Here is a 12318-nt window from a genome sequence, read left to right as displayed (position 1 = left end):
GGACGCCTTGTGGGGGACCACCCCACGGCGCCGCCCGCTCCTAACCCTGGCGAATATCTGCTCCCGCCACGACGGCGAAATGAATCTCAACAGGCCCTAGGCCGGACCCGCGCCGCAGCGGCAAGGAAAGAAGCGAGACAAGCCATGTCTGCCATACAGCTCAAACAGATCCGCAAGGACTTCGGCCGCGTCAAGGTCATCCATGGCGTCGATATCGACATCGACGATGGCGAATTCGTGGTCTTCGTCGGCCCTTCGGGCTGCGGCAAGTCGACCCTGCTGCGCCTCGTCGCCGGTCTGGAGGAAATCACCGACGGAGAGCTTTCCATCGGCGGCAAGGTGGTCAACGACCTGAGCCCCAAGGAGCGGGGCATCGCCATGGTGTTCCAGTCCTACGCGCTCTATCCGCATATGACGGTCTACAAGAACATGGCCTTCGGGCTGAAGTGGGCGAACAGCACGAAACAGGAAATCGACGCCCGGGTGCGCGAGGTGGCGAAGATCCTGCAGCTCGATACGTTGCTGGACCGCCGGCCGGCCCAGCTCTCCGGCGGTCAGCGCCAGCGCGTCGCCATCGGTCGGGCCATCGTGCGCAACCCCAAGGTCTTCCTCTTCGACGAACCGCTGTCCAACCTCGATGCGGCGCTCAGGGTTCAGACCCGGATCGAGATCGCCAAGCTGCACGAGGATCTGAAGTCGACCATCATCTACGTGACCCACGACCAGGTGGAGGCCATGACCCTGGCCGACAAGATCGTGGTACTGAACCAGGGCAATGTGGAGCAGATCGGCTCCCCGCTGGAGCTCTACAACTACCCGCAGAACCTCTTTGTCGCCGGCTTCATCGGTTCGCCGAAGATGAACCTCTTCGCCGCGGAGATCGCCGCGGTCAGGGAGAACGCCATCGACCTGCAGCTCGGCGACGGCGCGCCGGTCTCCCTGAGCTGCGCTCCGCAGGGCCTGCGCGCCGGCGAGACGGTCACGCTGGGTGTGCGGCCGGAGCATATGAGCGAGGGCGCCGGGGGCGTCTTGACCCTCAGCGGCCGTGTCGATGTCGTCGAGCACCTGGGCGACGTCAGCTACCTCTATATGACCCTGCAGGACGGAACCAACGTCATCGTCAGTTCACAGGGCACCAGCCGCGCCAAGACCGGGCAGGAGCTGAGCGTTTCCGCCGCGGACAACGCCATTCATCTCTTTTCCGGCGACGGCAAGGCGGTGGCGCGGCCGGGGATCCAGCGGGACTGAGGGCCGGATCGCCACAGAGCGCCCCGGGGGCAGCTACCAATTCTTTACGATTGCCCGCTGTAATCCGCCGCAGGAACTGTTGTATTGGGTCGGGTTTGAACATGTCCGGTGCAGAAAGTTGCCCGCTTTGCGTGCTCGTCATCGACGATCAGAAGACCATGCGGTCCATCGTACGGGGCCTGCTGAAGTCCATCGGCGTGACCGCCATAGCCGAGGCCGAGAGCGGTGAGCAGGGCCTGGAATACCTCACCGATCCGGGCACGCGCTTTCCCGACGTCATCATCTGCGACCTGCACATGGAGAACATGGACGGGCTGCAGTTCTGCAATGCCGTCAGGCGCAACGAGGACCTGCGCAACTGCGGCGTGCCGATCCTGATGCTCACCGGCGACCGCGACCGGCTGCTCCACGAAGTCTCGATGCAGGTGGGTGCCCTGACGGTGCTCACCAAGCCGATCACCGCCGAAGAGCTGGGGGAGCAGATCACCGCGGCGGTGGGTTACGCCTTCACTTGAGATCCGCGAACCGCGCCTAGGCCGACTTCTGGAACAGGGTCAGCAGGTTGAGGGCGGAGCCGGCCTGGAACCAGGCAAGCTGGCCGTGGCTGTAGCTATGCACCAGCTTCAGGGTTTCGAAGGTGCCGTCGGCGTGGGCCAGGCGGCAGATCACCGGCTGGCCGGGGGTCAACTGACGCAGGCCCAGCAGGCTCAGGCGGTCGTCCTCGCGAATCCGCTCGTAGTCCGCCGGGTCCGAGAAGGTGAGGGCCAGCAGGCCCTGTTTCTTCAGGTTGGTCTCGTGAATGCGCGCGAAGCTGCGGGCGATGACGGCCACGCCGCCCAGCAGGCGCGGGGAGAGGGCGGCGTGTTCGCGGCTGCTGCCCTCGCCGTAGTTGGCATCGCCGATCACCACCCAGGGCAGCCCGGCTTCCCGGTAGGCGCGGGCAACCTTAGCGAAGGCCTCACCCTCGGCACCGGTGAGCTGGTTGCTGCCTCTGCCGCGATCGCCGGTGAAAGCGTTCATCGCGCCGGAGAGCAGGTTGTCGCTGAAACGGTCGAGATGGCCGCGCAGGGCGAGCCAGGGCCCGGCGGGTGAAATCTGGTCGGTGGTGGTCTTGCCCGCCGTCTTCACCAACACCGGCATGTCCAGGAAGTCCTTGCCGTCCCAGGCCGGCCAGGGCTCCAGCACCTGCAGGCGCTTGCTCTCGGGGTCGATCTTCAAGGGGATCGCCAGGCCGCCCTCCGGCGGCGCCACATAGTGTTCGCGGCTGTCGGCGAAACCTGCCGAAGGCACTTCGGGCGCCGGCTTTGGCGGCACCAATTTGAAGGGCTTGCCGTCGGCGCCGGTCAGCGCATCCCGCCGCGGATCGAAGGAGAGGCGCCCGGCCAGGGCCAGGGCGGTGACGATCTCCGGGCTGGCGATGAAGTTCATGGTCGCCGGCTGGCCGTCGTTGCGGGCGGGGAAGTTGCGGTTGTAGGAGGTGACGATGGTGTTGGGCTTGGCGGTTTCCGCTCTGGCGCGGCGCCACTGGCCGATGCAGGGCCCGCAGGCATTGGCCAGCACCTGGCCGCCGATGGCCGCCAGGGCCGCGCTCTGCCCGTCGCGCTCCAGGGTGGCGCGCACCCGCTCGGAACCGGGCGTCACCAGGAAGGGGACAGCAGCCGAGAGGCCATGGGCGCGCGCCTGCGCGGCGACATCGGCGGCTCGGCTCATGTCTTCGTAGGAGGAGTTGGTGCAACTGCCGATGAGCGCCGTCGAGATGGCATCGATGAAACCGTTCCCGGACTCCGCCACCTCGGCGGCAAGCGCCGAGAGCGGACGCGCCCGGTCCGGTGAGTGGGGGCCGACGACATGCGGCTCCAGCTTCGAAAGATCCAGTTCCAGGACCCGGTCGTAGTGTGCCGCCGGATCGGCCAGCACCGCGGGGTCCGACCGCAGCAATTCGCGGTGCCGTTCGATGATCGGCACGAGATCGCCGCGGCCCGTGGCCTTCAGGTAGGTGGCCATGCGGGCGTCGTAGGGAAAGACGGAGGTGGTGGCGCCCAGCTCGGCGCCCATGTTGGCGATGGTGGCTTTGCCGGTGGCGCTGATGGTCTCCGTCCCCGGGCCGATGTACTCGATGACGGCGTTGGTGCCGCCGGCGACGCCCAGTTGGCCCGCCAACCAGAGGATCACATCCTTCGGTGCGGCCCAGCCGTCCAAGGCGCCGGTCAGCACCACTGCGATGCGCTTGGGATAGCGCAATTCCCAGGGCAGCCCGGCGATCACCTCCACCGCATCGGCGCCGCCGACCCCGACGGCACAGGCGCCGAGCCCGCCGGCGTTGGGCGTATGGGAGTCGGTGCCGATGATGAGGGCGCCGGGAAAGGCGTAGTTCTCCAGGATCACCTGATGGATGATGCCGGCCCCTGGTTCCCAGAAGCCGACGCCGAAGCGCGCCGCCGCCGAGCCCAGGAAGTCGTAGACCTCGCGGTTTTCCTCCAGGGAGTCCCGCAGATCGGCCACGCCCTCCCGGCGTGCCTGGATCAGGTGGTCGCAGTGGATGGTGGTCGGCACGGCGACACGGTCGAGGCGGGTCTGCATGAACTGCAGCATCGCGCTCTGCCCCAGCACGTCCTGGAAGGCGACCCGGTCGGGGTGAAGCTGAAGCTGGCTTTCACCCGGCCGGAGTTCGGCGCTTTCCGGGTCTTTCAGGTGCCCCAGCAGGATCTTGTCGGCCAGGGTCAGCGGCCGCCGCAGCCGTGGCCGAACGGCATCAAGGGTCCTCGCCGTACGCTCCAGCACGGCGGCGACCATCTTGGGGCTGGACTCGATCTCGACCATGGCGGATCTCTCCTTCAAGCTTCTTGCAACGGCTTGGTCAGAAGGTATTCGCGATGGCTTCAGACATCCAATATATGTTAAAAGCAAAATCCATATCTAATGAGTATGGCAATGGATCTTCGGCATCTACGCTATTTCGTCACCGTGGCGGAAGAAGGCCACATCACCCGGGCCGCCGAACGGCTGGGAATCCAGCAACCGCCGCTAAGCCAGCAGATTCGCGCCTTGGAAGAGGAACTGGAGGTTCAGCTTTTTCGCCGCAAACCGCGTGGCGTGGAGATGACCGAAGCCGGCAAGGCCCTGTTGGTCGATGCCCGCCGTATCTTGGATGAAGTCGAAGGCGCCCTGAGCCGCGCCAAGCGGACGGCACGGGGCGAACAGGGTCGCCTCGAGGTTGGATTCACCTCCTCCGCCCCCTTCCACCCCTTCGTCCCGCGGGTCATCCGCTTGTTCCGCGAGAATCATCCCAAGGTATCGCTGGTGCTGGAGGAATCCGGTACCAGCAACCTGGTGGCGGCCCTTCGGGCGGAGCGCCTGGACGTGGCCTTCATCCGTTCGGCCATGCCGAAGGGGGAGGGGATTAGGGTCTATCCGTTGCTGGATGAAGAGATGTTCGCGGCCCTGCCCAAAGGGCATCCCCTGGCGCGGGCCAGGAACGAACACCTAAAGCTCACCTATCTGGCGGCGGAGCCCCTGGTGCTCTATCGTCGCGCCAGCGGTCCGGGCCTGCACGACGGTATCGTCGCCGCCTGCCGGACGGCCGGATTCAATCCGCGCATCGTCCAGGAGGCACCGCGAATCACCTCCACCCTCAACCTCGTGGCAGCGGGGCTGGGCGCCAGCCTAGTGCCGGAGTCGCTGCGCCGCATGCGTCTGGAAGGTGTGGTCTTCCGCCCTTTGGCGCCGCGACCTCGGCTGGTGGCGCCGCTGCGCCTGGCCTGCCGCAGCGTCGATCACGTGCCCGCGGCCCAACGCTTTGTCGCCCTGGTGCGTCGCGAGGCCAAGGTCCTTCCCTAGGGAGAGGGCTTATTCGGCGGCCTGCCCCGCGAAGGCCGGCTGCAGGCTTTCGTCCCAGATGCAATGTCCGGCGTTGTGGAAGCCGAGGATCGCCATCAGCACGGCCTCTTCTTCGCCGGCATTGCGGAAGCCGCGCATCACCCCACCGGGCACCACCACGCCATCGAAGGGTTCCAGAACCGTGCTGCCGCCGGCGCCGTCGTCGCCCCAGAAGATCTCCCAGCGTCCGGTCAGCGCGACAAAGGTCTCTTCGGAGCCGTGGCTGTGCAGCGCCGCCCCGTTGCCAGGTTCTGCCTTCACGAAGTCGATGTGGTAGTTCTCCGCGGCCTCCACCGCCGTGCCCTCGAGCTGCTCGTCGTCGGCGCCATGCCCCAGGGCGCTGAAAAGGGTGCGCACATGGCCCGGCAAGGTGCAGTCGAGAAAGGCCCGGGGCGAGGGCGTGAGGTCGCGGAACCGCCAGACCCGCTGTTCCATCTCGGTGCGCCCGATCGGCATCGACTTGCCGAACCAGGCGCCTGTCGTTTCGTCGAAGCGGATCTCACGTTCCTTGCGCATGGGGTTTCCTTTCATGGCTGTGGGCTGCGGCCGGGGGCCGCGGCTGCGGTCTGAGACTGGGCGCCGGCGGTCGCGCTCTCCAGCAGGAGGTCCGCGACAAGCTGCGGCTGGGTGACCATCATCTCGTGTCCGCCGGGATGCTCGACCAGGGTCCAGCCCTCCGCGGTCAGCGCGGCGGCGGTCTCGGCGTAGGGCTGCGGGTCGCGGTCGGTGGCGATGAGAAAGCGGCGCGTTTCGGGAAGCCGTGCGGGGCCCCTGAGCCGCAGGGGGTCTTGGAAGGTCCGGAAGGGATGGTCGGTCATGCGCGCGGCGATGCCTGCGCGCAGCGCCGGGTCGGCGATGGCGAACTGCGCCGGGTCCGGCGGCGGCAGGCGCCAGCCATCACCCTCGGCCTCGGTGCGCTGGAGGAACAGCGTCCGCGCGGCCGGGGCGATGCAGTCCAGCGCCGCCTGGCCGTCATCGGGCCACAGCGCTTCGATGAGCACCAGGCCATTGACCAGATCCGGACAGCGGTCGAGGAGACCGCGGGCCAGCACACCGCCGTAGGAGTGGCCGCAGACCACGGCTCCTTGCAGGTCTTCGAGCGCCGCTTGCGCGCAGGCGAGGTGACTCTCCAGGCCGATGTCCGGGGAGAGATTTGCGGCGTCGCCGCCAAGGCCGGGCAGGTCCGGCGCTTCGACCCGGTGGTCCGCCGCGATCAGACGCCTGGCCACGTCCTCCCAGCACCAGCCGCCGTGCCAGGCGCCGTGGAGAAGCAGGAACGTCGCCACGGCCTAGGCCCGGCCCCGCGCCAGTTCGGCGCCTTCCGCCATGGCGGCGAGCTTGGCGAAACAGACCTCGGCCTCCACCAGCCCGTCGCCGGCGAAGGTGCCGAAGCCGCAGTCCGATCCCGCCATGACCCGCTCCGGCCCGACGATCTCCGCGAACCGGAGCAGGCGTTCGGCGACGAGTTCCGGGTGTTCGACGTAGTTCGAGGTGGAATCCAGCACACCGGGCGCCAGGATCTTCTCCTCCGGCAGATCGATCTCCTTGAAGACCTGCCATTCGTGGGCATGGCGCGGGTTGGCCGCCTCGAACAGGATGATCGCGGGCCTGGCGCGCAGCAGCACCGGCAACACCTTGTCCAGCCCGATGTCGCGGGTGTGCGGGCCTTCGTAGTTGCCCCAGCAGATGTGGATGCGCAGGCGCTCCGGCGGCAGCCCCTCCAGGGCCGCGTTCAGCACCTCCACCTGTTCATGGGCGCTTCTGAGGAAGGTCGCCTCGTCGTCGTGCTTGAAGGTGGTGTGGCGGCCCATGCCGAGATCGGGGCAGTCGATCTGCAGGTAGAATCCCGCCTCGACGATGGCGCGGTACTCCTCCCGCATCGCATTCGCCAGGGCTTCGAGGTAGGCGGAGCGGTCGGGGTAGAACTCGTTGGCCTGAAAGAGGGCGATGACCCCGGGGGAGGCGGCGTTGATGAAGCCGCCGCGGGCACCGGCCTTCTCGACCGCAGCGCCCAGGCGCGCGGTGTCGGCGGCGAGCTGGTCGCGGTCCTTCACCGCAATCGGCCCGGTGCAGCAGGGCGTGGGCCGCGGCAGCGCGCCTTCGCGCCAGCGCGCCAGCATCTTCAGGAAGCCCGGAAAATCCTCCAGGTCGGCGCCGGGAATGCGCGGGCTGTCGCCGGAGAAGCCGGTCAGCCGGTCCTTCACGTAATTGGCGTAGCCGATCTTGGAGAACTCGCCGTCGGAGACGAAATCGATGCCGATCTCCACCTGGCGGGCGACCACCGCCTCGACCTCGCGGGCGACGACCGCCTCGAAGTCGTCCGGCGGCGCACCGGCATCCTCGCGGGCCTGCAGCACATCGCAGACGGAATCGGGCCGCGGCAGGCTGCCGACGTGGGTGGTGAGGAACTTGGCCATGAGATTTCCTTGAGCCTCCCTGTTTTTCTTTGAGGCCATTACAGCGCGTGTGAAGGGGCGCTCTGCCGGCGGGCACAGCCTGCAAGATCGTTCGTGGATTGACAAACACCAGAATATGCATTCGAATGCACATCAATCAAGCCTCATATAACCGGGCCTCAATTCTCTGGGAGGGAATCATGAAACTGACAGTGACTTTGGGCGTTGCGACTCTGGGTGCGGCGGCGGTGTTGGCGCTGGCGACCGTGGGCGCTGCGCAGGCGGACTATCCGGAACGTTCCATCGGGGTGATGATTCCCTTCAGTGCCGGCGGCGGCACCGATGTGCCGGGGCGCTTCTTCGCCGCGGAGATGGAAAAGATCCTCGACACCGATTTCGTCGTCAGCAACGTCACCGGTGCGGGCGGCACCATCGGGGCGACCCAGCTTTCCAAGGCCAAGCCCGACGGCTACAGCCTGGGCTTCATGCCGGTGGGCACCACCACCACCCAGCCGCATCTGCGCAAGACCAGCTACAACGCCGACAGTTGGGAGCCGATCTGCCTCGTCGCCCAGGGGCCGCTGTTCGTCACGGTGCTCGACGACTCGCCGATCAAGACCATCGACGACCTGATCGCCAAGGCGAAGTCGGACAAGGTGGTGACCGGCGGACCGCCGCCGGGATCGCTGCCCCACATCGCCCAGGCCGCGGTCGCCCTCGCCTATGACGTGAAGTTCAACTACATCCCCCATGAGGGCATCAACGAGGTCGCCAAGTCCATGCTGGGCGGGCGCGTCGACATGGCCATCTGGTTCAGCGACGCCAAGGCGCGCTTCGGCCTCAGGCCGCTGGCGGTCCTGGACTCAAAGCGCTCTGCGGAGTTCCCCGACGTGCCAACCATGGCCGAGCTCGGCAAGCCGGTGGAGTCTTTCGTCTGGTTCGGGTTCTTCGCGCCGGCCGGCACCCCCGAAGCGATCGTCACGAAGCTCTCGGATGCCTGCGACATCGCCGCCAACTCCGACAGCTTCCGCGACAACATGAAAAAGGCCAAGCGCCAGGTGCGCTACATGCCGCGCGACGAATTCGCGAAATTCTTCGCCCAGCAGTACGAGCAGAACGGCAATCTGCTGCGGGACGCCGGGCTGATCAAGTAAGGGGCAGGGCCGGAAGACGCCCGTCCTCTCAATCGGGGGCGGGCGGCTTCCGCCTGACGGGACACCGCCATGTCGATCAGCTATGAGCGCATCGTCTTCGCCGTCATCGCTCTGGCCGCGGCCGTACTCTTCGGCTCGACCTTCTCCGAGGAGTACGACGTGCCCAGCTTCGGCGGGGACGTCTCGACGGTTTTCACCCCGCGGCTGTTCCTCGCGCTGATCTTCCTGCTGGCTGTTATTCTCCTGGCGACTGCCAAGGGCGCGGCGAAGGTGGAGTTCAGCCTCGGCGCCGCGGAGGCCACGAAGCTGCTGGCGGTGGCCGGCGTTTCCCTCGCCGTGGCTTTCGCCCTGCCCCATGCCGGCTTCGTCGCCGCCGCGGCGCCCGGCATGTTCCTCTTCTGCCTGCTCTTCGGATACCGGCACTGGATCACCCTGGGGCTCACCAGCGTCCTGGGCCCGCTGGCGGTCTGGTATCTCTTCAACCATCTTCTGGAGTTGCCGCTGCCGGTGACCCCCTGGATTTCCCTGTCATGAACCTTGGGGAAAACCTGACCCTCGCCCTCTCCCAGCTCGCGTCCTGGGAGGTCATGCTGGCGATCCTGGTGGGCACGGCTTACGGCACCCTGGTGGGGGCGCTACCGGGCATGGGCACGGTGGTCGCCCTGGTGGTGGCCCTGCCGTTCACCTATTCCATGGAGACGCCGGCGGCCATCGCCCTGCTGCTGTCGATCTACTGCAGTTCGGTCTACGGCGGCTCCATCACCGCCATTCTCATCAACACGCCGGGCACGCCGCAGTCGGCGGCCACGGTGCTGGACGGCTATCCCATGGCCCGGGCGGGCAAGGCCGATCTCGCCCTCGGCTGGGCGACCTTCGCCTCGGCTTTCGGCGGGGTGTTCTCCCTGATCGTGCTGATCGTCGCGGCGCCGCAACTGGCGCGGCTCTCGGTCCACTTCGGACCGGTGGAGACCTTCGCCCTCATTCTCTTCGCGCTCACCTGCATCGCCTGGGTGTCCAGCGGCAGCACCGTGAAGGGCTTGCTGGCCGGGGCCATCGGTCTCTTCCTGGCCTCCATCGGCCCGGACAACATGACCGGCCTGTCGCGCTTCGGCTTCGGCGTCGACGCCCTGGCCGGCGGCCTCTCGCTGATCAGCGTGCTGATCGGCCTCTTCGCGCTCTCCGAGGCCTTCACCCGGGCGGCCTACTACCGCGAGGGCAAACCGCCCGACGTTGCCGGTGTGGGTTTTCGCATGCCGCCCTGGATGGATATCCGTCTCCGCATCCGCATGCTGCTGCAGAGCAGCGCCATCGGCACCGCCATCGGCATTCTGCCGGGCACCGGCGCCACGGCAGCCACCTTCGTCAGCTACGCCGAGGCCAAGCGCACCTCGCCGCGCCGCGAAGGTTTCGGCAAGGGGGAGCCTGACGGCGTCGTCGCCTCCGAAGCGGCCAACAACGCGGTGACCGGCGGCGCCCTGGTGCCGACCCTGGCCCTCGGCATTCCCGGCGACGGCGGCACGGTAGTGCTGCTCGGCGCGCTTTTGATCCAGGGGCTGGTGCCGGGGGTGCAGCTCTTCCAGAACAACCCGGAGATCATGATCGGCGCCTTCATCGTGATCCTCATCGCCAACCTGCTGATGGTCCTCTTCGGCGTGCTCGGCGCCCAGGGCTTTCGCCGCATCATGGGCTTGCCGGAACCGCTGCTCATGGGCTGGGTGGTGCTGATGTCCGTGGTCGGTGCCTTTGCGGTACGCGGCAACCCCATCGACGTGGTCGTCGCCGTGCTGGCCGGGATCTTCGGCGTGCTGCTGCGGCTGGCCGGTGTGCCGGTGGCACCGGTCGTCATCGGCATGGCCCTGGGCACGACCCTGGAGCAGTCCCTGCGCCAGGGGCTAATGCTGAACGACGGCAGCTTCCTCGCATTCTTCGGCGAACCCATCGCCGTGGGCATCTTCGCGGTCACTGTCGTGTTCATCGCGGCGCCGATCTATAGCGCCCTGCGCAAGGGGCGCGGCGCATGAGCCGCAAGACCGACAAAGGCAAGGCCCCGCTGCGGGCTTCGCAGAAGGCGGGAACGAAGGCGGGGCAGGGCGCGCGCAAGGCGCCGACCTCCTACGACGTCGCCCGCCTTGCCGGGGTTTCCCAGTCGGCGGTCTCCCGCGCCTTTTCCAACAACGGCTACGTTTCGCCGGCGGCGCGCAAGAAGATCGCCGCGGCCTCGAAGAAGCTGGGCTTCCGGCCCAATGCGCTGGCCCGCGGACTGATTACCCGCCGCTCCCGCCTCGTCGCCGTGGTGGTCGCCGACCTCTACTACTCCTTCTACGTGGCGGTCCTGCATCAATTGAACGGGGCGCTCAGGGCCTCGGGCTTCCAGGCGCTGCTGTTCTCGATCCCCTCCAGCGAGGACATCGATTCCATGATCGCCGACGTTCTGGCCTATCAGGTCGACGGCGTGGTCATGAACTCGGTGCGCCTGTCCAGCCGGGCGCCGGCCATCTGCCGCGACGCCGGGGTACCGGTGGTGGCCATGAACCGCATCGTCGACGACCCGGCGGTCAGCGCCGTGGCCACCGACAACCTGGGCGCCGGCAGGATGGTGGGGGAGTTCCTGCGCGCCGGCGGCCACAAGCGTTGCGGCTTCATCGCCGGCCTGCAAGATACCTCCACCAGCCGCGACCGACAGGCGGGTTTCCGCGCCGCCTTGGGCCGGGCACCGCTGGTCGCCCGGGGCGGTTTCACCTATGACGGCGGCCACGGCGCCGCGCTGGACCTCATGGCCCGGCGCAATCCGCCCGATGCCATCTTCTGCGCCTCCGACATCATGGCCATGGGGGCGATGGACGCGCTCAGGTTCGAGCTCGGGCTGACGCCGGGCAGGGATGTCTCCGTGATCGGCTTCAACAACGCCGCCGAGACCGCCTGGCGCACCTATGACCTGACCTCCGTCACCGCCAGCGCGGAGGAACTGAGCCAGCGTGCCGTGGAGATCCTGGCCGCACTCATCGACGACCCGGGCTGCGAGCCTCGGCGCGAACTGCTGCCCGGCCATCTGGTGGTGCGCAGCTCCGCGCGGGTGCCGGAGGGCTGGCCGAAGGATGAAAACGCCGGCGCTGTCATGCAGTTGGCCGATATCAAGGAGACCTAGATGACCCGCCCCAACGTTCTGCTCATCGTCACGGATCACTGGTTCGGCGACCTGCTGGGCATCGCCGGCCATTCGGCGGTGCAGACCCCGGCGCTGGACCAGCTTGCGCGCAACGGCCTGCGCTTCACCAACGCCTATTCGGAGCACCCGGTCTGCCTGCCGGCGCGGCGTTCGCTGATGACCGGCACCTCGGCCCGGCGCCACGGCGACCGCAGCTTTCAGCCGACCCTGGAGATGCCGGACCTGCCGACCCTGGCGCAGTCCTTCCGCGATGCCGGCTATCAGGCCCAGGCGGTGGGCAAGATCCACGTCTATCCGCAGCGCGACCGCATCGGCTTCGACGACGTTCTGCTGGACGACGAGGGCCGCAACTTCTACGGCGTCACCGACGACTACGAGATCTATCTGGGCGATGCCGGTTTCCTCGGCCGCCAGTTCGACCACGGCATGAGCAACAACAACTACGCCTGGCGCCCCTGGCACCTGCCGGAGGAGACCC

Annotated in this window: 12 protein-coding genes; 8 read left to right on the top strand and 4 right to left on the bottom strand. The window is 67.5% G+C overall.

Features of this window, described 5'->3' with window-relative positions; translation table 11 throughout:
* Nucleotides 1–144 precede the first annotated feature (144 nt).
* Nucleotides 145–1248, top strand: coding sequence for an ABC transporter ATP-binding protein (locus Q0996_RS24045; protein ID WP_299626240.1), 1104 nt, complete (start codon nt 145–147; stop codon nt 1246–1248).
* A gap of 101 nt (nt 1249–1349) precedes the next feature.
* Entirely contained in the window at nt 1350–1763 is a 414-nt protein-coding gene (locus Q0996_RS24040; protein WP_299626237.1) for a PleD family two-component system response regulator, read from the top strand.
* Nucleotides 1764–1779: 16 nt separating this feature from the next.
* On the opposite strand, the gene Q0996_RS24035 is transcribed toward Q0996_RS24040, so the two are convergent.
* Nucleotides 1780–4068 carry an aconitate hydratase gene (locus tag Q0996_RS24035; protein ID WP_299626233.1) on the bottom strand — a complete coding sequence of 763 codons (2289 nt, stop codon included), beginning with the start codon at nt 4066–4068 and terminating at the stop codon, nt 1780–1782.
* A gap of 111 nt (nt 4069–4179) precedes the next feature.
* On the opposite strand from Q0996_RS24035, the gene Q0996_RS24030 reads away from it, so the two are divergent.
* Entirely contained in the window at nt 4180–5085 is a 906-nt protein-coding gene (locus Q0996_RS24030; RefSeq protein WP_299626230.1) for a LysR substrate-binding domain-containing protein, read from the top strand.
* A gap of 9 nt (nt 5086–5094) precedes the next feature.
* On the opposite strand, the gene Q0996_RS24025 is transcribed toward Q0996_RS24030, so the two are convergent.
* Genes Q0996_RS24025 through Q0996_RS24015 form a run of 3 tightly spaced genes read right to left on the bottom strand, consistent with a single transcriptional unit; the run spans nt 5095 to nt 7541 of the window.
* Complete coding sequence (locus tag Q0996_RS24025; RefSeq protein WP_299626228.1) at nt 5095–5640, bottom strand: cupin domain-containing protein; 546 nt, start codon at nt 5638–5640, stop codon at nt 5095–5097.
* An 11-nt stretch (nt 5641–5651) separates the two neighbouring features.
* The gene (locus Q0996_RS24020; RefSeq protein ID WP_299626226.1) at nt 5652–6410 is read right to left on the bottom strand and encodes an alpha/beta fold hydrolase; all 759 of its coding nucleotides are present in this window, start codon (nt 6408–6410) and stop codon (nt 5652–5654) included.
* A gap of 3 nt (nt 6411–6413) precedes the next feature.
* Nucleotides 6414–7541 (bottom strand): cobalamin-independent methionine synthase II family protein, encoded by a 1128-nt coding sequence (locus tag Q0996_RS24015; RefSeq protein WP_299626225.1) that lies wholly within the window; start codon nt 7539–7541, stop codon nt 6414–6416.
* Nucleotides 7542–7720: 179 nt separating this feature from the next.
* Here Q0996_RS24015 and Q0996_RS24010 point away from each other — a divergent pair, with 179 nt between their 5' ends.
* The 5 genes from Q0996_RS24010 to Q0996_RS23990 all read left to right on the top strand — a co-directional run.
* On the top strand, nt 7721–8674 hold the full coding sequence (locus Q0996_RS24010) for a tripartite tricarboxylate transporter substrate binding protein (protein WP_299626222.1): 954 nt from the start codon (nt 7721–7723) through the stop codon (nt 8672–8674).
* Between the two features lie 69 nt (nt 8675–8743).
* Nucleotides 8744–9208 (top strand): tripartite tricarboxylate transporter TctB family protein, encoded by a 465-nt coding sequence (locus tag Q0996_RS24005; protein ID WP_299626219.1) that lies wholly within the window; start codon nt 8744–8746, stop codon nt 9206–9208.
* Nucleotides 9205–10695, top strand: coding sequence for a tripartite tricarboxylate transporter permease (locus Q0996_RS24000; protein WP_299626216.1), 1491 nt, complete (start codon nt 9205–9207; stop codon nt 10693–10695). The genes Q0996_RS24005 and Q0996_RS24000 overlap by 4 nt, the downstream gene beginning before the upstream one ends.
* A complete protein-coding gene (locus Q0996_RS23995) occupies nt 10692–11819 on the top strand; it encodes a LacI family DNA-binding transcriptional regulator (protein ID WP_299626213.1) in 1128 nt (375 codons plus the stop codon). Before Q0996_RS24000 ends, Q0996_RS23995 begins: the two co-directional genes overlap by 4 nt.
* On the top strand, nt 11820–12318 hold a 499-nt coding region (locus Q0996_RS23990; RefSeq protein ID WP_299626210.1), incomplete at its 3' end, for a sulfatase-like hydrolase/transferase.

Origin of the sequence: Pelagibius sp., from assembly GCF_028289705.1 — a bacterium.
In the GTDB taxonomy this organism is placed as follows: domain Bacteria; phylum Pseudomonadota; class Alphaproteobacteria; order Kiloniellales; family Kiloniellaceae; genus Pelagibius.
This window is presented reverse-complemented; position numbering and strand designations above follow the sequence as displayed.

Bases quoted from the DNA above. Each gene is read 5' to 3' on its own strand.
- Q0996_RS24010 (WP_299626222.1), top strand. From the start codon at position 7,721: ATGAAACTGACAGTGACTTTGGGCGTTGCGACTCTGGGTGCGGCGGCG.
- Q0996_RS24035 (WP_299626233.1), bottom strand. From the start codon at position 4,068: ATGGTCGAGATCGAGTCCAGCCCCAAGATGGTCGCCGCCGTGCTGGAG.
- Q0996_RS24000 (WP_299626216.1), top strand. From the start codon at position 9,205: ATGAACCTTGGGGAAAACCTGACCCTCGCCCTCTCCCAGCTCGCGTCC.
- Q0996_RS24005 (WP_299626219.1), top strand. From the start codon at position 8,744: ATGTCGATCAGCTATGAGCGCATCGTCTTCGCCGTCATCGCTCTGGCC.
- Q0996_RS23995 (WP_299626213.1), top strand. From the start codon at position 10,692: ATGAGCCGCAAGACCGACAAAGGCAAGGCCCCGCTGCGGGCTTCGCAG.
- Q0996_RS24030 (WP_299626230.1), top strand. From the start codon at position 4,180: ATGGATCTTCGGCATCTACGCTATTTCGTCACCGTGGCGGAAGAAGGC.
- Q0996_RS24040 (WP_299626237.1), top strand. From the start codon at position 1,350: ATGTCCGGTGCAGAAAGTTGCCCGCTTTGCGTGCTCGTCATCGACGAT.
- Q0996_RS24045 (WP_299626240.1), top strand. From the start codon at position 145: ATGTCTGCCATACAGCTCAAACAGATCCGCAAGGACTTCGGCCGCGTC.
- Q0996_RS24025 (WP_299626228.1), bottom strand. From the start codon at position 5,640: ATGCGCAAGGAACGTGAGATCCGCTTCGACGAAACGACAGGCGCCTGG.
- Q0996_RS24015 (WP_299626225.1), bottom strand. From the start codon at position 7,541: ATGGCCAAGTTCCTCACCACCCACGTCGGCAGCCTGCCGCGGCCCGAT.